The organism is Saccharothrix longispora (assembly GCF_030852425.1).
Classification (GTDB): Bacteria; Actinomycetota; Actinomycetes; order Mycobacteriales; family Pseudonocardiaceae; genus Actinosynnema; species Actinosynnema longispora.
Genome location: NZ_NSDM01000001.1, coordinates 289338 through 310809, shown reverse-complemented (window position 1 = coordinate 310809; position 21472 = coordinate 289338). Strand labels below are relative to the sequence as shown.

General features: G+C 73.6%; 24 protein-coding genes. 23 read left to right on the top strand and 1 reads right to left on the bottom strand.

What is annotated here, in order from left to right:
- Positions 1-130 precede the first annotated feature (130 nt).
- The 20 genes from CKY47_RS01635 (at position 131) to CKY47_RS01540 (ending at position 16764) form a co-directional block, all read left to right on the top strand.
- A complete protein-coding gene (locus CKY47_RS01635) occupies positions 131-1636 on the top strand; it encodes an AMP-binding protein (RefSeq protein WP_306743782.1) in 1506 nt (501 codons plus the stop codon).
- A 34-nt stretch (positions 1637-1670) separates the two neighbouring features.
- Entirely contained in the window at positions 1671-1907 is a 237-nt protein-coding gene (locus CKY47_RS01630) for a glutaredoxin family protein (RefSeq protein WP_306743781.1), read from the top strand.
- Positions 1908-2010: 103 nt separating this feature from the next.
- Positions 2011-3633, top strand: a complete 1623-nt coding sequence (locus CKY47_RS01625; RefSeq protein ID WP_306743780.1) for a molybdopterin-dependent oxidoreductase — start codon at positions 2011-2013, stop codon at positions 3631-3633.
- A gap of 78 nt (positions 3634-3711) precedes the next feature.
- On the top strand, positions 3712-4380 hold the full coding sequence (locus tag CKY47_RS01620; protein WP_306743779.1) for a fasciclin domain-containing protein: 669 nt from the start codon (positions 3712-3714) through the stop codon (positions 4378-4380).
- A gap of 361 nt (positions 4381-4741) precedes the next feature.
- The gene (locus CKY47_RS01615; RefSeq protein ID WP_306743778.1) at positions 4742-5512 is read left to right on the top strand and encodes a redox-sensing transcriptional repressor Rex; all 771 of its coding nucleotides are present in this window, start codon (positions 4742-4744) and stop codon (positions 5510-5512) included.
- A 34-nt stretch (positions 5513-5546) separates the two neighbouring features.
- A complete protein-coding gene (locus tag CKY47_RS01610; protein ID WP_306743777.1) occupies positions 5547-6869 on the top strand; it encodes a glutamyl-tRNA reductase in 1323 nt (440 codons plus the stop codon).
- Positions 6866-7807 carry a hydroxymethylbilane synthase gene (hemC, locus tag CKY47_RS01605; RefSeq protein WP_306743776.1) on the top strand — a complete coding sequence of 314 codons (942 nt, stop codon included), beginning with the start codon at positions 6866-6868 and terminating at the stop codon, positions 7805-7807. The genes CKY47_RS01610 and hemC overlap by 4 nt, the downstream gene beginning before the upstream one ends.
- A 14-nt stretch (positions 7808-7821) precedes the next feature.
- Positions 7822-9354, top strand: coding sequence for a bifunctional uroporphyrinogen-III C-methyltransferase/uroporphyrinogen-III synthase (locus CKY47_RS01600; protein ID WP_306743775.1), 1533 nt, complete (start codon positions 7822-7824; stop codon positions 9352-9354).
- Positions 9355-9434: 80 nt separating this feature from the next.
- Positions 9435-10412 carry a porphobilinogen synthase gene (gene hemB / locus CKY47_RS01595; RefSeq protein WP_306743774.1) on the top strand — a complete coding sequence of 326 codons (978 nt, stop codon included), beginning with the start codon at positions 9435-9437 and terminating at the stop codon, positions 10410-10412.
- Positions 10409-10981: a hypothetical protein gene (locus CKY47_RS01590; protein WP_306743773.1), complete on the top strand. Its 573-nt coding sequence runs from the start codon at positions 10409-10411 to the stop codon at positions 10979-10981. The genes hemB and CKY47_RS01590 overlap by 4 nt, the downstream gene beginning before the upstream one ends.
- Before the next feature lie 43 nt (positions 10982-11024).
- On the top strand, positions 11025-11633 hold the full coding sequence (locus CKY47_RS01585; protein WP_306743772.1) for a hypothetical protein: 609 nt from the start codon (positions 11025-11027) through the stop codon (positions 11631-11633).
- Positions 11634-11711: 78 nt separating this feature from the next.
- A complete protein-coding gene (locus CKY47_RS01580) occupies positions 11712-12215 on the top strand; it encodes a hypothetical protein (protein ID WP_306743771.1) in 504 nt (167 codons plus the stop codon).
- The gene (locus CKY47_RS01575) at positions 12212-12628 is read left to right on the top strand and encodes a hypothetical protein (protein WP_306743770.1); all 417 of its coding nucleotides are present in this window, start codon (positions 12212-12214) and stop codon (positions 12626-12628) included. The genes CKY47_RS01580 and CKY47_RS01575 overlap by 4 nt, the downstream gene beginning before the upstream one ends.
- 15 nt (positions 12629-12643) lie before the next feature.
- Entirely contained in the window at positions 12644-12910 is a 267-nt protein-coding gene (locus CKY47_RS01570; protein ID WP_306743769.1) for a hypothetical protein, read from the top strand.
- Positions 12907-13425: a hypothetical protein gene (locus tag CKY47_RS01565; protein WP_306743768.1), complete on the top strand. Its 519-nt coding sequence runs from the start codon at positions 12907-12909 to the stop codon at positions 13423-13425. Before CKY47_RS01570 ends, CKY47_RS01565 begins: the two co-directional genes overlap by 4 nt.
- Complete coding sequence (locus CKY47_RS01560) at positions 13426-13866, top strand: transport-regulating membrane protein Mce1N (protein WP_306743767.1); 441 nt, start codon at positions 13426-13428, stop codon at positions 13864-13866. It abuts the gene before it with no gap.
- Positions 13867-13878: 12 nt separating this feature from the next.
- Positions 13879-14253 carry a hypothetical protein gene (locus CKY47_RS01555; protein WP_306743766.1) on the top strand — a complete coding sequence of 125 codons (375 nt, stop codon included), beginning with the start codon at positions 13879-13881 and terminating at the stop codon, positions 14251-14253.
- 11 nt (positions 14254-14264) lie between these two features.
- A complete protein-coding gene (hemL, locus tag CKY47_RS01550; protein WP_306743765.1) occupies positions 14265-15569 on the top strand; it encodes a glutamate-1-semialdehyde 2,1-aminomutase in 1305 nt (434 codons plus the stop codon).
- Positions 15566-16192: a histidine phosphatase family protein gene (locus CKY47_RS01545; protein ID WP_306743764.1), complete on the top strand. Its 627-nt coding sequence runs from the start codon at positions 15566-15568 to the stop codon at positions 16190-16192. The genes hemL and CKY47_RS01545 overlap by 4 nt, the downstream gene beginning before the upstream one ends.
- Positions 16189-16764: a TlpA disulfide reductase family protein gene (locus CKY47_RS01540; RefSeq protein WP_306743763.1), complete on the top strand. Its 576-nt coding sequence runs from the start codon at positions 16189-16191 to the stop codon at positions 16762-16764. Before CKY47_RS01545 ends, CKY47_RS01540 begins: the two co-directional genes overlap by 4 nt.
- Before the next feature lie 104 nt (positions 16765-16868).
- On the opposite strand, the gene CKY47_RS01535 is transcribed toward CKY47_RS01540, so the two are convergent.
- The gene (locus CKY47_RS01535; protein ID WP_306743762.1) at positions 16869-17822 is read right to left on the bottom strand and encodes a M64 family metallopeptidase; all 954 of its coding nucleotides are present in this window, start codon (positions 17820-17822) and stop codon (positions 16869-16871) included.
- A gap of 160 nt (positions 17823-17982) precedes the next feature.
- Between CKY47_RS01535 and CKY47_RS01530 the strand changes: the two genes are divergently transcribed.
- From CKY47_RS01530 to ccsB, 3 genes are read left to right on the top strand one after another with little or no spacing between them, the layout of a single operon-like run.
- Entirely contained in the window at positions 17983-18759 is a 777-nt protein-coding gene (locus CKY47_RS01530) for a cytochrome c biogenesis CcdA family protein (protein WP_306743761.1), read from the top strand.
- Positions 18759-20357, top strand: coding sequence for a cytochrome c biogenesis protein ResB (gene resB, locus CKY47_RS01525; protein ID WP_306743760.1), 1599 nt, complete (start codon positions 18759-18761; stop codon positions 20355-20357). The genes CKY47_RS01530 and resB overlap by 1 nt, the downstream gene beginning before the upstream one ends.
- Positions 20357-21298, top strand: a complete 942-nt coding sequence (ccsB, locus tag CKY47_RS01520) for a c-type cytochrome biogenesis protein CcsB (protein WP_306743759.1) — start codon at positions 20357-20359, stop codon at positions 21296-21298. Before resB ends, ccsB begins: the two co-directional genes overlap by 1 nt.
- Positions 21299-21472 lie beyond the last annotated feature (174 nt).

Genomic DNA, 21472 nt, shown 5'->3' with positions numbered 1-21472 from the left:
GAGTCGCCGTGCCGGCAGCATACGTCTTGTTACTCCGTAGTAGGTGACGATGGACGGGGTCGGGCCTGCGATGCGGGTGGCGGCACTGCACGCCGCCGTCCGCACGTGACAGACTGCGCTGAGGTACGCCGTGGTTCCCCAGGAGGTCGAGTTGGCCGCTTCCGCCCGCAACGTCGCCGACCTGGTCCGCGCCTCCGCGCACCGTGGACCCAAGCACGTCGCACTGGTCGATGTCACGACTGCGAACAGCGTCACCTGGGCGGAGCTGGACGCCGCCGTGGACGCCGAGGCGCACCGGTTGGTCCGAGCGGGTGTCGAGCCCGGCGACCGGGTGGTCGTGCGGATGCCCACCGGCCCCGCGTTCTGCGTCGCCGTGTTCGGCGTGCTGCGCGCCGGCGGCGTCGTGGTGCCCGCCGGTCCGGGCCAGCCCGCCCGCGAGCTCCAGCGCCTCGTGGCCGACAGCGGCGCGCGGCTGCTGATCGGCGACGGCGGCGGCAGCGACGCCGAGGTGCTGCCCGAGCCGACCCCGGAGCCCACCGGGGAGGGCGGCGCGGGGGAGTTCGCCGCGATCGGCTCCGGCGAGGACCTGGCCGTCCTCGGCTACACCTCCGGCACGTCCGGTTCGCCGCGCGGCGCGATGCTGTCGCACCGGGCGCTGCTGGCCAACGTCGAGCAGTGCGCGGCCCTGCGGCCCGCCCCGGTCACCGCGGGCGACCGGGTGCTGCTCGCGCTGCCCCTGTTCCACGTCTACGGCCTCGGCCCCGGCCTCTTCCAGGTGGCGGGCGCGGGCGCGACGGCCGTGCTGCTGGAGCGGTTCGACCCCGACCAGGCGCTCACCGCGATCCGCGAGCACCGGGTGACCACGCTCGTCGGCGTGCCCCCGATGTACTCGGCGATCCTGGCCCAGCCCGCCGAGCGGCTCCGCGAGGACCTCGCGACCGTGCGGCTGTTCACCTCCGGCGCCGCGCCGCTCGCGCCCGGCGTGCTCGACGCCGTGCGCGGGGTCGTCGGCCTGCCCGTCTACGAGGGCTACGGCCTCACCGAGACCGGCCCGGTGCTCACCAGCACCCTCGCCGGCGGGACGCCCAAGCCCGGCTCGGTCGGCCGCGCGCTGCCCGGCGTGCAGGTGCGGCTGGTCGACACCGACGGCCGCCCGCTCGACCTGGACGAGGACGAGCCCGGCACCGGCCTGGTCGCCGCGAAGGGCGACAACCTGTTCAGCGGCTACTGGCCGGACGGGGCGCACGGCCCGGACGCCGACGGCTGGTTCCGCACCGGCGACGTCGGCTACCTCGACGAGGACGGCGACCTGCACCTGGTGGACCGGGCGGGCGACCTGATCATCGTCAACGGCTTCAACGTCTACCCGCACGAGGTCGAGCAGGTGGTGGGCGAGCTGGACGGGGTGGCCGAGGCGGCGGCGGTCGGCGTGCCCGACGAGCGCACCGGCGAGTCGGTGAAGGTCGTGCTGGTGCGCGCCGAGGGCAGCGGGCTGACCGAGGACGAGGTGCGGGAGCACTGCGCGGCGCGGCTGGCGAAGTTCAAGGTGCCGACCGTGGTGGAGTTCGCCGACGCCCTGCCGCACTCGCCGACCGGGAAGCTGGCGCGGGCCCGGCTGCGGCTGCCCCTGTCCTGACGGGGCCGCCGCCGACGGGCTCTAGCCTGGACGCGTGAGCCACCACGTCACGTTGATGAGCCGGGTCGACTGCCACGCCTGCGAGCGGGCCAGGGCGGACCTGGAGCGGATCTGCGGTGAGCTGGGCGTCCCGTGGGACGTCCAGGACGTCGACGCCGACCGCGAGCTGCGCGCCGAGTACGGCGACCGGGTGCCGGTGATCCTGGTCGACGGCGAGGAGCACGGGTACTGGTCGGTCGAGGAGGACCGGCTGCGGGCGGCGCTCGCCTGAACGCGCGCCGACCCGCCCGGGACCGCCCCGCCCGGGCGGGGCCCGGTTACCGGCCGCTTACGGTTTCGGTGAACCGGTCGGGCGCGGGTGTCGAATACCTCCCATGAAGCGCTGGACCGCCGCACTCGTCGGACTGCTCGGAGTGGCCGCCGCCCTGGCGGCCGGACACCTGGTCGCGGCGCTGGTGGGGCCGCCGGCGTCGCCGTTCCTCGCGGTCGGCAACACGGCGATCGACTTCACGCCGAGCCCGGTCAAGGACTTCGCCGTCCGCACGTTCGGCACGCACGACAAGCTCGTGCTGCTGCTCGGCATGGCGGTGGTCCTGGTGGTCGCGGCGCTGGTGGCGGGCCTGCTGTCGCGCCGCTCCCCGCTGCCCGGCACGGTGCTCGCCGTCGTGCTGGGCCTGCTCGGCGTCGCGGCGGTGGTGTACCGGCCGGACCTGGGGCAGCTGGGCGTCCTGGCACCGATCGCGAGCCTGGTGGTGGGCGTCGCGGTGTTCCGCGCCCTGCACGCCCGCGCCCTGCGCGCCTCCGCCGGACCCGCGACCGCGACCGGACCCGATGCGACCGGACCCGATGCGACCGGACCCGATGCGACCGGACCCGATGCGACCGGGTCCGCCGGGACCGACGCCGACGCGCGCCGCGCCGGCGTCGACTCCGAGGGCAGGCGGCGGTTCCTCATCGCCTCGGGCGCCACGGCGGTCGGCGCGGCCGTCGCGGGCGCGGGCGGGCAGCTCCTGGCCACCCGCGTGGACGTGGAGGCGTCGCGCCGCGCCGTCGGCGACCTCACCCCCGCCCGGCCGGCCCCGCCGATCCCCGCCACCGCCGACTTCGCCGGTGAGGGCACGCCGGGCTTCATCACCCCCAACCGGGACTTCTACCGCGTCGACACCGCCCTGAGCGTCCCGCGCGTGCGCGCCGAGGACTGGGTGCTGCGCGTGCACGGCATGGTCGACCGCGAGCTGAACCTCCGCTACGACGACCTGCGCCGCCGCGACCTGGTCGAGCGCACGATCACGATGACCTGCGTGTCCAACGAGGTCGGCGGCCCGTACGTGTCCACCGCGAACTTCGTCGGCGTCCCGCTGCGCGACGTGCTGCGGGAGGCGGGCGTGCGGGACGGCGCGGACCAGCTGCTCTCCACCAGCGCCGACGGCTGGACCGCGGGCAGCCCGGTCGACGTCGTGATGGAGGAGGACCGCGGCGCCCTCGTCGCCCTCGCCATGAACGGCGAGCCGCTGCCCCTGGAGCACGGCTTCCCGGCCCGCCTCGTCGTGCCCGGCCTCTACGGCTACGTGTCGGCCACCAAGTGGGTCGTCGACCTGGAGCTGACCACGTTCGCCGCCCGGAAGGCGTACTGGCTGGAGCGCGGCTGGGGCGAGCGGGGGCCGATCAAGGTCATGTCCCGCATCGACAGCCCCAAGGGCCTCTCCACGGTCACCGGCAGGGTCGTGGTCACCGGCGTGGCCTGGGCGCAGCCCACGGGCGTCGGCAAGGTCGAGCTGCGCTCCGACGGCGGGCCGTGGCAGACGGCGCAGCTGGCGGAGGAGGTCAACGGCTCGACCTGGCGGATGTGGCGGGCCGAGCTGGACCTGCCGCCGGGCGGTCACCTGGTCGAGGTGCGCGCCACGGACGCGGACGGTGTCACGCAGCCACAGGCCCGCGTGGCCCCCGTTCCCGACGGCGCGACCGGCTGGCACTCGGTTTTTTTCACGATCGAGTGATTCGGTCGAACCGGATCGGCGAGTGGTTCGAACGTCTTAGTGACTACCGAACCCGGCAAAAACGAGGAGTGATCCGCTGTGCGGAACCCCAAGCTCGCCATGATCGGTGCCATCGCCGCCGCCGCCCTGTCGGTCACCGCCTGCGGTGGCAGCGACACCGCGTCCTCCGGCACCAGCAGCGCCGCCGCCGAGACGACCACCACGATGGCCCCCGGCTCGTCCGCCCCGATGGCCTCGGGCGGCGACGGCGTCACGCAGACCACGGACGTGTTCGGCGCCGGCTGCGCGCAGGTGCCCGGCGACCCGGCGGACAAGGGCTCGCTGCAGGGCATGGTGTCCGACCCGGTCGCCACCGCCGCGTCCAACAACCCGCTGCTCACCAAGCTGGTGGCGGCCGTGCAGGCCGCGGGCCTGGTCGACACGCTCAACTCGCAGGAGGCGATCACCGTCTTCGCGCCGGCCGACCCCGCGTTCGCCGCGCTGGGCGACGCGAAGTTCGCGGAGCTGGCGGGCCGGCCGGCCGTGCTGGGCGACATCCTGAAGTACCACGTCGTCGGCAAGCGCTACGACGCCAAGGGCCTGGAGTCCGCGGGCTCCGTCGACTCGCTCCAGGGCAAGCAGCTCACCATCGCCGGCACCGGCGAGGCGATGACCGTCAACGGCGCCCCGGTGCTGTGCGGCAACATCCCGACCGCGAACGCCACCGTGTTCGTCATCGGCGAGGTGCTGACCCCGCCGGCCGCCTGACCGGCAGCGGACCAGGTGGGAGCGGCCCGGCGGATCGGGCCGCTCCCACCGCCCCACCCCGGTCGGATTCCGCACCGCGCATTTCGCACGGCGGATTTTCCGACGGGCCGTAGGAATGACATCGGGAATTCACCCGGAGGTGAGCCGCGTCCCCCCGTATCCGCGGGGAGGCGCGGCTCACCTGTTTTTCGGCGAGGGGGCGCCGGCGGTCGGGTGACACGTCCTCCGCGGGGGTGACGCGGGCGACAGCGGTCCCGTCCGCCAACTTTGTGCAAGCGTTCACAAGCGGTACGGTGGTCGCATCACCCCGCTGGTGGCGGTGCCCGGCGGGTCGGTGCGACGGATGTCGAGGAGTCTCAGCGTGGCGGATCGGCGGGGGCAGGGTGACGGTGTCGTGACCAGCCCGAAGGCGACCGCTCCCGAGACGACCGCCGAGGTCCGCGAGCGCGCCCGGGCCATCCCCGAGGCGGCGGTCGCACGGCTCGCGGTCTACCTCCGGGTGCTGTCCGGCATGGTCGAGCAGCAGGTGACGACCATCTCCAGCGAGGAGCTCGCGGGCGCGGCCGGGGTGAACTCGGCGAAGCTCCGCAAGGACCTCTCCTACATCGGCTCGTACGGCACGCGCGGCGTCGGCTACGACGTCGAGGTGCTCGTGAGCCACATCGAGCGCATCCTCGGCCTCACCCGCAAGCACTCCGTGGCGGTCGTCGGGATCGGTAATCTTGGTCACGCGCTCGCGAATTACGGCGGTTTTCCCAGCCGCGGTTTCCCGGTCGCCGCGCTGTTCGACATCGACCCGGACCTCACGGGAGTGCCGGTAGGCGGCATACCCGTCGACCACATCGACGACATCACGTCCGTCTGCGCCGAGCGCGAGGTGTCGATCGGCGTCATCGCGACACCGCCGCAGGCCGCTCAGGCCGTCTGCGACCGTTTGGTATCGGCGGGTGTTCAGTGCATCCTGAACTTCGCACCCGTCGTGCTCCAGGTCCCGGACTACGTCGAGGTGCGCAAGGTCGACCTGGCGGTCGAGATGCAGATCCTGTCGTTCCACGTCGCGCGACGGGCGGACGAGGCCGCCGGTGACGTGGTCAACGGCGTGGGAGTGGACGGGGTGGTGATTCGCCCGTGATCGTGCGGGTAGCGAGCCGGCCGGTGGTGGCCGCATGAGCGTGCTCGTCGTCGGTCTGTCCCACCGGACCACCCCCGTCCCCGTGCTGGAGCGCGTCGCGGTCGCCGACGCGGACCGCGCCAAGGTCCTCGACCGGCTCCTCCGGTCGCCCAGCGTGTCCGAGGCCGTGCTGCTCTCGACCTGCAACCGGGTCGAGGTCTACGCGGTCGTCGAGACCTTCCACGGCGGCATGAACGAGGTCGTCGAGGTGCTCGCCGAGCAGGCGGGCGCCGAGCCCGGCGACCTGTTCGACCACCTCTACGTGCACTACTCGGCCGCCGCGGTCGAGCACCTGTTCTCCGTGGCGGGCGGCCTCGACTCCATGGTCGTCGGCGAGGCCCAGATCCTGGGCCAGCTGCGCGGCTCCTACAACGCCGCCGACGAGGCGGGCGTGGTCGGGCGCACGCTGCACGAGCTGGTCCAGCACGCCCTGCGGGTCGGCAAGCGCATCCACACCGACACCGGCATCGACCACGCGGGCTCGTCCGTCGTGTCCGAGGCCCTCGGCGAGGCCGCCGGCGTCCTGGGGAGCCTGACCGGCCGCAAGGCCGTCATCGTGGGCGCCGGCTCGATGGGCGGCCTGGCCGCCGCGCACCTGCGCCGCGCCGGCATCGGCGAGGTCGCCATCGCCAACCGCACCGCCGCCAACGGCGAGCGGCTGGCCGGCGCCCTGCGCGCGGACGGCGTGGCCGCCCGCTCCACCGACCTGGCCCACCTGGTCGACGAGATCACCGGCGCGGACGTGCTGTTCGCCTGCACCGGCTCCGTCGACACGGTCGTGGGCGCCGAGCTGATCGGCGACCGCGAACCCGGCAAGCCGCTGGTCGTCTGCGACCTCGGCCTGCCCAAGGACGTCGACCCCGCCGCGACGCTGCTCGACAACGTCCGCGTGGTCGACCTGGAGACCCTCCAGCGCAGGCTGTCCGACGCCCCGACCGGGCAGGACGCGCTGCGCGCGGCGGAGATCGTGGCCGAGGAGGTCCGCGCCTACCTGGCGGGGCAGCGCTCGGCCGGGGTCACGCCCACCGTGACGGCACTGCGCAAGCGGGCCGCCGAGGTCGTCGACGCCGAGCTGCTGCGACTGGACTCGCGGCTGCCCGAGCTGGACGGCGCGGTGCGCGACGAACTGGCGAAGACCGTGCGCCGGGTCGTGGACAAGCTCCTGCACACCCCCACCGTGCGGGTGAAGGAGCTGGCCGCGGCACCCGGGGGCGCCGGTTACGCCGAGGCGCTGCGCGAGCTGTTCGGGCTCGACCCGCAGGCGCCGTCCGCCGTCAGCACACCCCATTCGACGCAACCCAAAGGTGAGAAGCGGTGAACCGCACCCTGAGGATCGGCACCCGCGGCAGCGCCCTCGCGCTCGCGCAGACCGGCGACGTGGCCGACGCGCTGCGCGCGGCGGGAGCCGACGTGGAGATCATCACCGTCTCGACGCCCGGTGACCGCTCGCACGCGCCCATCGCCGAGATCGGCATCGGCGTGTTCACCTCGGCGCTGCGCGACGCGCTCGCCGACGGTGAGGTCGACATCGCCGTGCACTCGTACAAGGACCTGCCCACGGCGCCCGACCCGCGCCTGTCGCTGGCCGCCGTGCCGCCCCGCGAGGACCCGCGCGACGCGCTCGTCGCCCGCGACGGCCTGACCCTGGGCGAGCTGCCGCAGGGCGCGCGGGTGGGCACCGGCTCGCCGCGCCGCGCCGCGCAGCTGGAGGCGCTGGGCCTGGGCGTCGAGGTCGTCGCGATCCGCGGCAACGTCGACAGCCGCATCCGCAAGGTCGTCGACGGCGAGCTGGACGCCGTCGTGCTGGCCCGCGCGGGCCTCTCCCGACTCGGCCGCACGGCCGAGATCACCGAGACGCTGGAGCCCATCCAGATGCTCCCCGCGCCCGCGCAGGGCGCCCTCGCAGTGGAGTGCCGGGTCGACGACGTCGACACCGAACACCTCCTCCAGTCCACTCTGGACGACTCGGCCAGTCGGGCCGCTGTCGCCTCCGAGCGCGCCCTGTTGGCCGCGCTGGAGGCGGGTTGCAGCGCGCCGGTCGGCGCACTGGCCGATGTGGTGGAAGACCTCGACGACGCAGGGGAAGAGGTTCTCCGCCTGTCCCTGCGCGGGGTCATGGCGACGGAGGACGGCGACCTCCTCCGTGCGTCTGCCACCGGTGACTTGACCGCAGCAGAGGAACTCGGCCGCGCGCTGGCCGCCGAGTTGCTCGACCTCTCCGGCCACGCCACCGCGTCGCCGGCGGGGCGTAGTTGATGGGGAGTTCCCTGATGACCCGCGCGCGCAAGACCCCCGGCCGAGTCGCCTTCGTGGGCTCCGGCCCCGGCGACACCGGGCTGCTCACGGTCCGGGCCCGCGACCTGCTCGCCAAGGCGGAGCTCGTGGTGACCGACCCGGACGTACCGGGCGAGGTGGTGGCGCTGGTACCGGACGGCGTCGAGGTCCGCCCCGCCGTGGGCGACCCCGCCGACGTGGCGAAGGACCTGGTCGCCGAGGCGAAGAACGGCCACGCCGTGGTGCGCCTGGTGGCGGGTGACCCGCTGACCCAGGACTCCGTGGTCAAGGAGGCGCAGGCCGTCTCCAAGACCACGATCGCGTTCGACGTCGTCCCCGGCGTCCCCGGCGGCACGGCCGTGCCCGCCTACGCGGGCGTGGCGCTCGGCGCCGTGCACACCGAGGCCGACGTCCGGGGCGTGACCGACTGGGCGAGCCTCGCGGCCGCGCCCGGCACGCTCGTGCTGCACGCCACCGGCGGCCACCTGGCCGAGGCGGCGTCCTCGCTGGTCGAGCACGGCCTCGCGCCGCAGACGCCGGTCGCGGTGACCGCCGACGGCACCGGCTTCGGCCAGCGCACCGTCGACACCACCCTGGCCTCGCTGGCCGCCGACGCCGGCGACCTGGGCGGCCCGCTGGTCGTCACGGTCGGCGCGGGCGTGGCCGGCCGGCCGAAGCTGTCCTGGTGGGAGTCGCGCGCGCTGTACGGCTGGCGCGTGCTCGTGCCGAGGACGAAGGAGCAGGCGGGCGCGATGAGCGACCGGCTGCACTCGCACGGCGCGATCCCGGTGGAGGTGCCCACCATCTCGGTGGAGCCGCCGCGCAGCCCGGCGCAGATGGAGCGCTCGGTGAAGGGCCTGGTCGACGGCCGCTACCAGTGGGTGGTGTTCACCTCGACCAACGCCGTGCGCGCCGTGTGGGAGAAGTTCCGCGAGTTCGGCCTGGACGCCCGCGCGTTCTCCGGCGTCAAGATCGCCTGCGTGGGCGAGTCCACGGCGGCGAAGGTGCGCTCGTTCGGCATCATCCCCGAGCTGGTGCCGTCCGGTGAGCAGTCGTCCGAGGGCCTGCTGGCCGACTTCCCGCCGTACGACGACATCCTCGACCCGGTGGACCGCGTGCTGCTGCCGCGGGCCGACATCGCCACCGAGACCCTGGCGGCCGGCTTGCGCGAGCGCGGCTGGGAGATCGACGACGTGACGGCCTACCGGACCGTCCGGGCCGCCCCGCCGCCCGCGGACACCCGCGAGATGATCAAGTCCGGCGGGTTCGACGCGGTGTGCTTCACCTCGTCGTCCACGGTCCGGAACCTGGTCGGCATCGCGGGCAAGCCGCACGCCCGCACGCTGGTGGCGTGCATCGGGCCGCAGACGGCGGAGACGGCGCGCGAGTTCGGCCTGCGGGTCGACGTGCAGCCCGAGGACGCCAACGTGCCGGCCCTGGTGGACGCGCTCGCCCAGCACGCGGCGCGGCTGCGCGCCGAGGGCGCCCTGCCGCCCCCGCGCAAGACCAAGCGCCTGCGCCGCTCCTGAGGGCTCCGGTAGTTCGAAGCACCGCCGTCGGGGCCACCTTCGCGTGGCCCCGACGCTTTTCACGACGAGGGAGTACCACCGTGTTCCCAGCCCACCGGCCCCGCAGGCTGCGCACCACGCCCGCCATGCGGCGCCTGGTCAGCGAGACGACCGTCCGGCCGCGCCAGCTCGTGCTGCCGATGTTCGTCAAGGAGGGCGCGGAGCGGCCCGCCGAGATCGCCAGCATGCCCGGCGTGCGCCAGCACACCCGCGAGTCGCTGGTGAAGGCGGCCGTGGAGGCGGTGGAGGCGGGCGTCGGCGGCATCATGCTGTTCGGCGTCCCGGCGGAGCGCGACGCGGTCGGGTCCGGCGCGACCGACCCGGACGGCATCCTCAACGCCGCCCTGCGGGACCTGCGCTCGGAGCTGGGCGACAGCACCGTGCTGATGTCGGACTGCTGCCTGGACGAGTTCACCGACCACGGCCACTGCGGCCTGCTCACCCCGGACGGCGCCGTGGACAACGACGCCACGCTGGAGGTCTACGGCGAGATGGCCGTGGCCCAGGCCGAGGCGGGAGCCCACGTGGTCGGCCCCAGCGGCATGATGGACGGCCAGATCGGGGTCATCCGGGCCGCGCTGGACGAGGCCGGGCACACCGACACCGGTGTCCTCGCCTACAGCGCCAAGTACGCCTCCGCGCTGTACGGGCCGTTCCGCGACGCGGTGGAGTCGCAGCTCCAGGGCGACCGCAAGACCTACCAGCAGGACCCGGCGAACATCCGCGAGTCGCTGCGCGAGGTCGCGCTCGACCTCGCCGAGGGCGCCGACATGGTCATGGTGAAGCCCGCGCTGCCGTACCTGGACGTGCTGGCCGCCGTGGCGCAGGTCTCGGACGTGCCGGTCGCGGCGTACCAGATCTCCGGCGAGTACGCGATGGTCGAGGCGGCGGCGCGCAACGGCTGGATCGACCGCGAGCGCACCGTGCTGGAGATGCTGACCTCCATCCGCCGCGCGGGCGCGGACGTCGTGCTCACCTACTGGGCGGTCGAGGCCGCGGGCTGGCTGGACCGCGGATGACCGGACCGAGGACGACCGGACCCGGTGCGCCGGCGGGCAAGCGCGCCAAGCCGGCCAAGCCCGTCCCGCCGAAGCGCGTCGACCTGGCGCGGTGGCTGTTCATCCTCGCCGCCGTCGTCGGCATGGCGCGGTTCGTCGTGCAGCTCGGCGACCGGGAGATGCTGATCGGCGAGCTGCGCGCCCGCCAGCCCGGTCTCGGGCAGGACGAGCTGGACGCGGCCGCGACCGGCGGCATCGTGTTCGGCCTGCTGCTGGTGGCCGGCGTGCTGCTGCTGTACGTCCTGCTGGCGAACCGGGTGGCGGCCGGCCGGAACTGGGCGCGGATCGTGCTGACCCTGCTCGCGGCGGGCGGCGCGTTCCTCGGGATCGTGCGGCTGCTGGCCGTGGTGACCGGTGTCGCCACGGCGTTCGGCCTGGCCGTCAACCCCGTTGACCTGGCCTTCGGCGTCGTCACGATGATCATCGACGCGGTCGCCGTGGTGCTGGTGTTCTCACCATCAGTTTCCGGGCACTTCAGATCAGTGCGCTCGGTCAGTGCAAAGCCACCCCAGGTAGCTAACGGATTGTGATTTCCGGTCGACTGGGACCCCGCGCACTCCTACGGTCCGTCGCATGACCACTCCGAACGACCCCTACAACCAGGGCAACCCCCAGCAGGGCGGCTACCCGCAGCAGGGTGGCTACCCGCAGGGTGGCCAGCCCCAAGGCGGCTACCCCCAGCAGGGCGGCTACCAGCCGGCGCCGCCGCTGAGCCACGGCGAGATGGCGGCTCCGGCGCGCCCGAAGTCCGTCGACACCGCGTACCTGCTGTGGCTGGTCGCGGCCGGCCTCGGCATCCTCGGCAGCCTCATCGGCTTCGCCACCGCCCAGGCGATCGCGGAGGAGACCGCCAGGTCCCTCAACGTGGACCCGGCCCTCATCGGCGACGCGTCGCCGAGCTACGGCAGCATCATCTTCAGCCTGGTCATCGCCGTGCTGTGGATCGTCGTGGTGATGCAGATGCGCAAGGGCGCCAACTGGGCCCGCATCCTGCTGACCGTCCTCGGCGGCCTCGCGGTGCTGTTCGGCCTCCTGGGCCTGCTCGCGATCGGCATCCTGTTCGCGGTCGGCTTCCTGGGCGCGATCCAGGCGCTGCTGAACCTGGTGCAGCTCGCGGCGATCGTCGGCGGCATCGTCTTCATGTACAAGGCCGACGCGAACCACTACTTCAAGGCCAGCTGACGGCCGAGGTCACAGGTCCGCTGCCCACCGCCTGTCGCGGTGGACAGCGGGCCGTGGCCGCCCCTAGCGTTCTCCCACGTGACGACTCCTCAGGACGACGACGACCCGGTCCGGCCGATGCCCGCCTGGGAGCCCGCGGGCTCCGTCAAGCCCGCCGAGCCGCGCGAGGTCCGCACGTCGTTCTGGCTGTGGATCGCCGGCGCCGTGCTCCTGGTGCTGTCCTCGCTGCTGGTGCTGACCCAGCAGGACGCCGCCGTCGAGGCCGCCCGCAACAGCCCCGGTGGCTCGCAGGGCCTCACCGAGGAGCAGTTCCAGGCCGCGGTCAAGGCGACCCTGGTGCTCGTGACGGGCGTCGGCGTCGTGCTCGGCCTGCTCATGGCCTTCTTCGCCTTCCGGCTGCGCGCCGGCCGCACCTGGGCCCGCGTCGCGCTGACCATCCTGGGCGCCGTGGTCTTCGTCTACCACCTCATCGGGTTCTCGCTGGTCGGCCTGCTCATCGTGCTGGTCGTGGGCGCGGCGATCGTGACGCTGTACCTGCCGAACTCGAAGGCCTACTTCGACTCCCTCAAGCGCGCCGGGTGAGCGGGCCACCGTCCCGGGTCGCGCCACCCCCGGTCGTGCGCGCGGCGACCGCCGTGTGGTTCGCGCTGGGCGTCTTCCTGCTGCTGGAGAACGCGGTGCTGTGGCTGCGCCGCGACGAGTTCGAGCAGGCCGCGGCGCGCGCGGGCGACGACCCGGCGCTGGTCGGCGGCATCTTCGTGCAGCTGACCGCCGTGGCGCTGCTGTTCGGCGTCGGGTACGTCGGCGGCGGCCTGCTGCTGCGGCGCGGCAGGGGGTGGGCGCGGGGCGTGCTGACGGTGGTGGCCGCGCTGCACGTGCTGTGGATCGTGCTGCCGGGCGCGACCGCGGTGAACCTGGTGACCCTGCTGCTCGTCGCGGTCGGTTTGGCCCTCACGTGGCTGCGCGGTACGGCACAGTGGGTGCGGCAGCACTAGCCGCGGAGGCCGCCCATGCCCGATCCCGGTCCTTTCGAGTCCCCGTACCACCACGTCACCCTGCCCGGTCAGGCCGCCCACGAGGCGCCGCCGACCCGCCCGGCGACGCTCACCGCCGCGTCCTGGTCGTGGCTCGCCGCCACCGCGCTGCTCGTCCCGCCCTACGCGCACCCGTCCGCCGGCCTGGTCCGGGCACCGGCTTTCGCCGGGACCACCACGGCGGGCACGGTGTCGATGTCCCTGCCCGCGTCCACCGCGTTCACGAGGTCGGTGCCGAGATGACCCAACCGCCGTTCGACCCGTACGGCACGCCGATGAGGCCGGTGAACCAGCCGCAGGCGGGACCGCTGCCCGGCTACCCCGGCCAGATGCGCGGCGTGGACCAGTTCACGACCGCGCTCGTGCGGCCCGGTGCGGTCCTGGTGGCGTTCGTGTTCTGGGTCCTCGCGTCGCTGTCGTGGCCGGTCGGCACGGTCGTGCGGTTCACCGCCGAGGAGGGCGGGCTGGTCAGCACCGGGTCCGTGCTGACCCTGTTCGGCACGGGCTGCCTCGCCATCGGCGGGGTGCTCGGCTCGGTGGCGTTCGTGCGGGGCGGCTACCACGCGCGGCTGGCGCTGTGCGGCGGGGCGTTCGTGATCGGCATCCTGGCCGTCGCGGCGGTGGTCGTGGCGGCGCGCGAGGGCCTGGAGCCCGCGTCGTGGGTGGTGGTCGTGCTGCGGCTGCTGCTGCCCGCGGTGGCGGCCGTGTTCAGCTTCCTGCCGGGCACCCGGCACTACTTCGCGGGGAACCTCGGGTAAGTGGAGCAGCCGACCCTGTACGCCGAGAACGGCGCGTCGTGGTGGCCCCTGCTGTGGGGGCCGTTGTTCGCACTGGTCGGGCTGGGCGTGGAGGGCCTGACCGGCGCGTTCCGCCCGGTCCTGTGGTCGCTGGTGGCGGTGGCCCTGTTCCTGCCGACGCTGCTGTGGGTGCAGGGCAGGCGGCGGCTGTACGCGGTCCGGCTCACCCCGGTGGCCCTGCACGTGGGTCGCGAGGAGCTCCAGGTCCGCGACGTGGCCGAGGTGGAGGGCGTCGAACCGCGCGCGGGCTCGGCCGTGCTGGGCGGCGGCTGGACCCTGCCGCGCGGCACGGAGGCGGTGCCGGTCAGGCTGGTCGACGGCACGGTGGCGACCGCCTGGGCGCGCGATGCCGACGCGCTGCGCGCCGCGCTGGCCAGGCTGCTCGCCACGCGCCGGTCGTGAGAAGCTGACCGCGTGACCGCGAGCACCGTGGAGACCGAGCCGGACACCGCCGGACCCCGGCTGAACCAGCCCCGACGCGCGTTCGCCGCCGTCGGCGAGGTGGTGCTGGCGGTCCTGCTGGTGGCGCTCGCGGTGTGGTGCTGGCAGCGCGGCATCCTGCGCTACGGCTACCCGGTGCCCGACGGCCCGCCGCTGGAGTCCACCCGGATGAAGGGCAACTGGGTCGGCGCGGCGGCCGGGCTGGTCCTGGTGGCCGGCGTGCTGTTGCTCGACGCGGTGCGCCAGACCGTGCTCGCGGTGCGCACGAGGGCGCCGGAGCGGGACGGGCGCGCACCGGGCGACCGGGATCACGACGGCTGGGAACAGGGCGCCGAACGGGACGTGTGAGACTGGACGGCGTGACAGCGACGCGATCCCAGGAACTGTTCGAGCGCGCGACGGCGGTGATCCCCGGTGGCGTGAACTCCCCGGTCCGGGCCTTCCAGTCGGTCGGCGGCACGCCCAGGTTCATGGTGCGCGGCGAGGGCCCGCACCTGTGGGACGCCGACGGCAACCGGTACGTCGACCTGGTGTCGTCCTGGGGTCCGATGATCCTCGGTCACGCCCACCCCGACGTGGTGGAGGCCGTCCGGTCGGCGGCCGTGGGCGGCCTGTCGTTCGGCACGCCCACCGAGGGCGAGGTCGAGCTGGCCGAGGAGATCATCGGTCGCGTCGCGCCGGTGGAACGGGTGCGCCTGGTCAACTCCGGCACCGAGGCCACGATGAGCGCGATCCGCCTCGCCCGCGGCTTCACCGGGCGGCGGAAGGTCGTGAAGTTCGCCGGCTGCTACCACGGGCACGTGGACGCGCTGCTCGCCCAGGCCGGGTCCGGTGTCGCCACGCTCGGCCTGCCCACCTCGCCCGGCGTCACGGGCGCGCAGGCCGCCGACACGATCGTGCTGCCGTTCGACGACCTGGAGGCCGTGCGCGCGGCGTTCGCCGAGAACCCCGGCGAGATCGCCTGCGTCATCACCGAGGCCGCCGCGGGCAACATGGGCGCCGTCGCGCCGAAGCACAACGCCGGGCTCAAGGCGCTGTGCGAGGAGAACGGCGCGCTGCTGGTCATGGACGAGGTCATGACGGGCTTCCGCGTCTCGCGCGCCGGCTGGTACGGCCTGGAGGGCGTCGCGGGCGACCTCTACACGTTCGGCAAGGTCATGTCCGGCGGCCTGCCGGCGGCGGCGTTCGGCGGGCGGGCGGACGTGATGGCGAAGCTCGCCCCGGCCGGGCCCGTCTACCAGGCGGGCACGCTGTCGGGGAACCCGGTGGCGGTGGCCGCGGGCCTGGCCACGCTGCGCGCCGCGACCGACGACGTCTACCGCGCGCTCGACGCGAACGCGACCAGGCTGGGCGGGCTGTTCACCGCCGCGCTCACCGAAGCGGGCGTGGCGCACCGCGTGCAGTTCGCCGGCAACCTGGTCAGCGTGTTCTTCACCGCCGACGAGGTCACCGACTACGCGGGCGCGCAGGCCGCCGAGACGTGGCGCTTCCCGCCGTTCTTCCACGCCCTGCTGGAGCGCGGGGTCTACCCGCCGCCCAGCGCGTTCGAGGCGTGGTTCGTCAACGCGGCCATGACCGGGCGGGACTTCGACCTGATCGCCGAAGCCCTGCCGCACGCCGCCCGTGCCGCGGCGGCAGCAGTCCACGAGGAGTCCGCGAAGTGAAGACCGTCGTCCACCTGCTGCGGCACGGTGAGGTGCACAACCCGACCGGCGTCCTCTACGGCCGCATCCCCGGCTTCATGCTCTCCGAGCGGGGCCAGAAGCAGGCGCTGACCGTGGCCGAGCACTTGCGCGACCACGACATCGCGCACGTCGTGGCGTCCCCGCTCGACCGCGCGCGGCAGACCGCGTCGCCGATCGCCGACTCCCACCGGCTGGAGCTGGCCACCGACGAGCGGCTGATCGAGGCGGACAACAAGTTCGAGGGCATGAAGGTCTCGGTCGGCGACGGCGCGCTGCGCTCGCCCGAGCACTGGCCGAAGCTGGTCAACCCGTTCCGCCCGTCGTGGGGCGAGCCGTACATCGAGATCGCGCACCGCATGCTCGGCGCGGTGCAGCGGGCGCGGGCGACGGCCGAGGGCCACGAAGCGGTGTGCGTGTCGCACCAGCTGCCGATCTGGACGCTGCGGCGGTTCCTGGAGGGCAAGCGGATGTGGCACGACCCGCGCCGCCGCGAGTGCTCGCTCGCGTCGCTGACCTCGCTGGTGTTCGACGGCGAGCAGCTGGTCCGCGTGGTCTACACCGAGCCGGCGGGCGCGACGAACCCGCGGGTGACCGGGGCATGAGGGCGCTCGCCGCGGCCGTGGCGGCGCTGCTGCTGCTCTCCGGGTGCAGCACGGGTGACGACGCGGTCGCCACGGGCGGCGAGTTCCAGCTGGTCGCGCCCAACGGCGAGACGAAGCTGCGCTGGGACGGCGACGAGCGCAAGAAGGTCGTGGGCCTGACCGGGCCGAGCCTGATGGAGGACGGCGCGACCGTCTCCCTCGACGACTACGCGGGCAAGGTCGTCGTGGTCAACATCTGGGGCGCGTGGTGCCCGCCGTGCCGCACCGAGGCGCCCGAGCTCCAGAAGGTGCAGGACGAGGCCGGGCCGCTGGGCGTGCAGGTGCTGGGGGTGGACGTGAAGGAGACGTCGACCGAGCTGCCGCGCGACTTCATCGCCAACCGGCAGCTGACCTACCCGTCGATCTACGACGAGTCGGGTCGGGCGATGCTGTCGTTCAAGGGCCTGCCGCCCAACGCCGTGCCGTCCACGTTCGTCCTGGACAGGCAGCACCGGGTCGCGGCCGCGTTCCTGGGCGGCGTGATCGCCACCGACCTGCTGCCGATCGTGGAGGACCTGGCCGCCGAGGCGTGACGCCCCGGCGGCCGGGCCCGTCGTCACCGCCGGACCTCAGGGCGGCTCGGACCCCAGGGCGGCTCGGGACTCAGGGCGGCTCGGGACTCAGGGCGGCTCGGGACTCAGGGTAGTTCGGGGACCCTGGCCCGGAAGGCGTCGACCATCGCGTCCCGGCCGACGAGGTTGAACTCGCGGCCGAGCGTGCGCATGATCGAGTCCGAGGTGGGCCGGTAGAGCCCGGTCCGGTGGTACTTCGCGCCGGCGAACGCGCCGACCGTGCCCCCGTCGGGTGACGGCTGCCCCAGGTAGGCCGACCACTTCGCGCCGGTCGGGTCCTTGGTCACGTTGACCTCGGTCGGCTCGGCCCCGCTGTACGCCTCGTACGGGTAGTCGTACTCGTCGGCCAGGCCGCCGATGGAGTGGCCCAGCTCGTGCACGGCGATCTGCCCGGCCTGGGCGTTCCCGCCCGCCGCCGTGGCCACGCCGCCGCCCGCGCCGCCGTACTTCGCGGTGTTGCCGAGCGCGATGACCTGGTCGGCCCCCGGCGCGAGCGCGGCGAACTGGGTGGCCTTGGTCTGGTTCACGCACAGCAGCCGCTCGGTCTGGAGGTCGCGCCCCTGGCACCAGAAGCCCATGTCGAGCGCGGTGTCGCGGGCGCTGCCGAGCGCCGGGTCGTTGTCCACGCCGGACTCGTTCGAGACGACGTCGACCTGCCACACGTTGAAGTACTGCCTGTAGGACTTGAAGGGCTCGACCGCGGACAGCTCGTCCCACTTGTCCACCACGTGCGCGTGGTAGGCGGCGGTCTCCGCGGCGGTGTAGCCGTCGCCGACGAACACCAGGTCGAAGCGCTGCTCGGGGGCGCCGGTCTGCTGGATCGGGACGACGGCGGCCCGCACCTCGGCCGGTGCCGCCCTGCTCTCGAAGGCCCTCGGGACGGCGGTCCTGGTGATCGCGCCGTCGGGGGAGAACACCTCCACCCACTCCACGTCGGACTCCGCGGCGCCGCCGGGCAGGGGGACGGCGACGACCGCGAAGACCACGGCCAACGGCAGCAACAGCCGGTGTGCACGCATGAGGGTCACGCTATGAAGTGGGTCACTCACTCACAAGGGTGGATCGTCGGGTTTTGATTCGCCACGAATGGGTATTACCTGACGCGCAGGCGTGTGAGCTGGGTCGCCTATAAGGGAGACCGGTGCGCGGCGTCAAGTGCGCCCTACCTACCCTGGACGCGTGAACCCGACCGACCTGGCCACCTCGGGCCCCATCCTGCTCGCCACGGGGGTCGCACTGCTGGCCGGGGCCATCTCGTTCGCGTCGCCGTGCGTCGTCCCGCTCGTCCCCGGCTACCTCGCCTACCTGGCCGGGCTGGTCGGGGCGGAGGCGCCGGCGGTGGCCGACGGGGAGTCGCCCAAGTCCGGCCGCTGGCGGGTCGCGGGCGCGGCGCTGCTGTTCGTGCTCGGGTTCACCGTCGTGTTCGCCCTCACCTCGTTCGTCGTGCTCGGGCTCACCGACCTCTTCTGGCTCCAGGGCGAGCTGCTCCAGCGCGTCGGCGGCGTCGTCACCATCGCCATGGGCCTGGTGTTCATCGGCCTCGTGCCGGTGCTCCAGCGCGACGTCCGCCTGCACCGCGCGCCGCGGGCCGGCCTGGTCGGCGCGCCGCTGCTCGGCGGCGTGTTCGCGCTCGGCTGGACGCCGTGCGTCGGCCCGACCCTCTCCGGCGTGCTGATCCTGGCGGGCGGCACCGAGGTCGGTTCGACCACCGCGCGCGGCGTGGTGCTGGTGCTCGCCTACTGCCTCGGCCTGGGCCTGCCGTTCATCCTGATCGCGCTCGGCGCGCGCTGGGCGGTGCGGGTGACCGGCTGGCTGCGCGGGCACGTCCGCCAGGTGCAGGTGTTCGGCGGCGTGCTGCTCATCGCCGTCGGCATCGCCCTGGTCACCGGCCTGTGGGGCGATTTCACGGGGTGGCTGCGGGACGCCGTGGTCAGCGACGTGGTGCTGCCGCTCTGATGGTCACCACCGAGACCCCGCCCGCGCCGCCGTCCCGGCGCCCCGCCGGCGCCGCGCGCGCCGCCCTCGCCTTCCTGCGCAACACGTGGCGCGGCCTCACCGCCATGCGCACCGCGCTGACCCTGCTGTTCCTGCTGGCCCTCGGCGCGATGCCCGGCGCCCTGCTGCCGCAGCGCTCGCTCAACGCGACCAAGGTCGACGAGTACATCGCCGAGAACGGCTGGTGGGGCCGGTTCCTCGACGGCCTCCAGTTCTTCGACGTCTACGCCAGCACCTGGTTCTCCGCGGTCTACGTGCTGCTGTTCGTCTCCCTCGTCGGCTGCCTGCTGCCGCGCACCTGGGAGTACTTCCGGCAGATGCGGGCCGAGCCGGTGCTGACGCCGCGCAACCTGGCCCGCATGCCGCACCACGCCACCGGTGGGACCACCCTCGCCCCCGAGGACGTCGTCGCGCACGCCGAGCGGCGGCTCAAGGGCTGGCGGCGCACCGTCCGCGTGGAGGCCGACGGCGCGCGCACGGTCAGCGCCGAGCGCGGCTACCTGCGCGAGACCGGCAACCTGGTGTTCCACTTCTCGCTGCTGGGCCTGCTGATCGCCTTCGCGCTGGGCAAGATGTTCGGCTACGAGGGCCAGGTCATCGTGCCCGCCAACGGCGGCCAGTTCTGCAACTCCGGCGTCTACAACTACGACTCGTTCCGGCCCGGCCTGCGCGTCGACGGCACCGACCTGAACCAGTTCTGCGTGAAGGTGGACGGCTTCGACGCCACCTACCTGCACAGCGGCCAGGCCGAGAGCTACCGGGCCGACCTGGAGTACCAGTCCGGCGACGACCTGGCCACCGGCACGTGGCGGCCGTACCGGCTGGAGGTCAACAGCCCGCTGCGCACCGCCGGCGACCGGGTCTACCTCATCGACCACGGCTACACGCCGCTGTTCACGGTGACCTTCCCGGACGGCCAGGTGCGCACCGGCTCCGTCCAGTGGCGGCCGGTCAACCCGGTCACGATGGCCTCCGAGGGCGCGACGAAGTTCGACCCGCCGGGCGTCACCGACCCCGAGCAGCGCCGCAAGAGCCAGCTCGCCATCACCGGCCTGCTCGCGCCGACCGCCGTGTTCCGGGGGGAGCTGCTCGACTCGGCGTTCCCCGCGGCGAACGACCCGGCGGTCGCGGTCGACGTCTACCGGGGCGACCTGGGCACCGACTCCGGGCGCGGCCAGTCGATCTTCTCCCTCAACCCGCAGATGGTCGAGGAGGGCAAGCTCGTGAAGGTCGCCCGCCAGAACCTGCGCGTGGGCGAGCAGCTGACCCTCGACGACGGCACCGCGATCCGGTTCGACGGTGTCCGCGACTGGGTGGCGCTCCAGGTGTCCCACGACCCCACCCAGGTGTGGGTCCTGGTGTTCGCGATCCTGGTCATCGTGGGTCTGGGGCTGTCGTTGAGCATCAAGCGCCGCCGCGTGTGGGTGCGGGCGGCGGCACGTGAGGACGGGCGTACCGTGGTCGAGGTCGGTGGCCTCGCGCGGACCGATCAGGCCGGGTACGGCGAGGAGTTCACCGGGCTCTCCCGCGACCTGCTGGCCAAGGAGGAGAAGAGCTGATGCCGGTCAACTCGGCCTTGTCGACCTACAGCGACTGGACGTACGGCGCGGCCGTCGCGGTCTACTTCTTCGCCGCGGTCCTGTACCTGTGCGAGGCGGCGTTCGCGAAGCCCGCCAAGGCCAAGGCGCGCGAACTCGTGGCGGCCGCGGGCGGTTCGCGGTCCGACGGCACGTGGACGCCCGGCCTCGTGGTGGAGGAGCGGCGCTCCCGCGCCGAGAGCCTGGGCTCGATGGGCGTCGCCCTCACCGTCCTCGGCGCCCTGCTCCAGGCCGTTTCCCTGGTGCTGCGCGGGTTCGCGACCGGGCGCGCGCCGTGGGGCAACATGTACGAGTACGGCTCGCTGCTCACCCTGGCGGCCGTCGTCACGTGGCTCGTGCTGGCCCGCACGTTCCCGGTGCGCAGGCTCGGCGGGTTCGTGCTCGTGCCGATCGTGGTCCTGATGTTCCTCGGCGGCACGGTGCTCTACGCCGACGCCGCGCCCGTGCAGCCCGCGCTCCAGTCGTACTGGCTCGTGGTGCACGTGTCGGTGATCTCGGTGTCCAGCGGCATCCTGCTGGTGCCCGGCGTGGCCAGCGTGCTGTACCTGCTGAAGTCCTCGGGCCGGGCGCGGTTCGCGAAGCTGCCCGACTCCGACGTGCTCGACCGGCTCGCCTACCGCAGCACGGTGTTCGCGTTCCCCCTGTTCACCATCGGCATCATCTGCGGCGCGATCTGGGCCGAGGCGGCCTGGGGCCGGTTCTGGGGCTGGGACCCGAAGGAGACCGTGGCGTTCGTGTCGTGGGTCGTCTACGCGGCCTACCTGCACGCGCGGGCCACGGCGGGGTGGCGCGGCAGGCCCGCGGCGTGGATCAACACGCTCGGTTTCGCGCTCACCGTGTTCAACCTGTTCTTCATCAACCTCGTAACGACTGGGTTGCACTCGTACGCGGGTGTCTCCTGATCGCGTAGACCACCACCTACGCGGCGAACGCCCGCCCACGTCACGCGCCTGCCGAGGCTCGCGCGCGGGTGGGCGGGCGCACACCCAGTGTCGAGGAACCGCTGGTGGTTGACTACCGTCGAACGCGTGGGGTCGGGGACGTCCCGGCCCGTTTTCGCTCAGGGAGGGACCCCA

What these genes read in the sequence shown, in the direction of transcription:
- CKY47_RS01565 (WP_306743768.1), top strand. Translation starts at nt 12,907, where the DNA reads ATGACCCAACCGCCGTTCGACCCGTACGGCACGCCGATGAGGCCGGTG.
- ccsB (WP_306743759.1), top strand. Translation starts at nt 20,357, where the DNA reads ATGCCGGTCAACTCGGCCTTGTCGACCTACAGCGACTGGACGTACGGC.
- CKY47_RS01590 (WP_306743773.1), top strand. Translation starts at nt 10,409, where the DNA reads ATGACCGGACCGAGGACGACCGGACCCGGTGCGCCGGCGGGCAAGCGC.
- CKY47_RS01585 (WP_306743772.1), top strand. Translation starts at nt 11,025, where the DNA reads ATGACCACTCCGAACGACCCCTACAACCAGGGCAACCCCCAGCAGGGC.
- CKY47_RS01600 (WP_306743775.1), top strand. Translation starts at nt 7,822, where the DNA reads ATGACCCGCGCGCGCAAGACCCCCGGCCGAGTCGCCTTCGTGGGCTCC.
- CKY47_RS01535 (WP_306743762.1), bottom strand. Translation starts at nt 17,822, where the DNA reads ATGCGTGCACACCGGCTGTTGCTGCCGTTGGCCGTGGTCTTCGCGGTC.
- CKY47_RS01610 (WP_306743777.1), top strand. Translation starts at nt 5,547, where the DNA reads ATGAGCGTGCTCGTCGTCGGTCTGTCCCACCGGACCACCCCCGTCCCC.
- CKY47_RS01625 (WP_306743780.1), top strand. Translation starts at nt 2,011, where the DNA reads ATGAAGCGCTGGACCGCCGCACTCGTCGGACTGCTCGGAGTGGCCGCC.
- CKY47_RS01570 (WP_306743769.1), top strand. Translation starts at nt 12,644, where the DNA reads ATGCCCGATCCCGGTCCTTTCGAGTCCCCGTACCACCACGTCACCCTG.
- resB (WP_306743760.1), top strand. Translation starts at nt 18,759, where the DNA reads ATGGTCACCACCGAGACCCCGCCCGCGCCGCCGTCCCGGCGCCCCGCC.
- CKY47_RS01540 (WP_306743763.1), top strand. Translation starts at nt 16,189, where the DNA reads ATGAGGGCGCTCGCCGCGGCCGTGGCGGCGCTGCTGCTGCTCTCCGGG.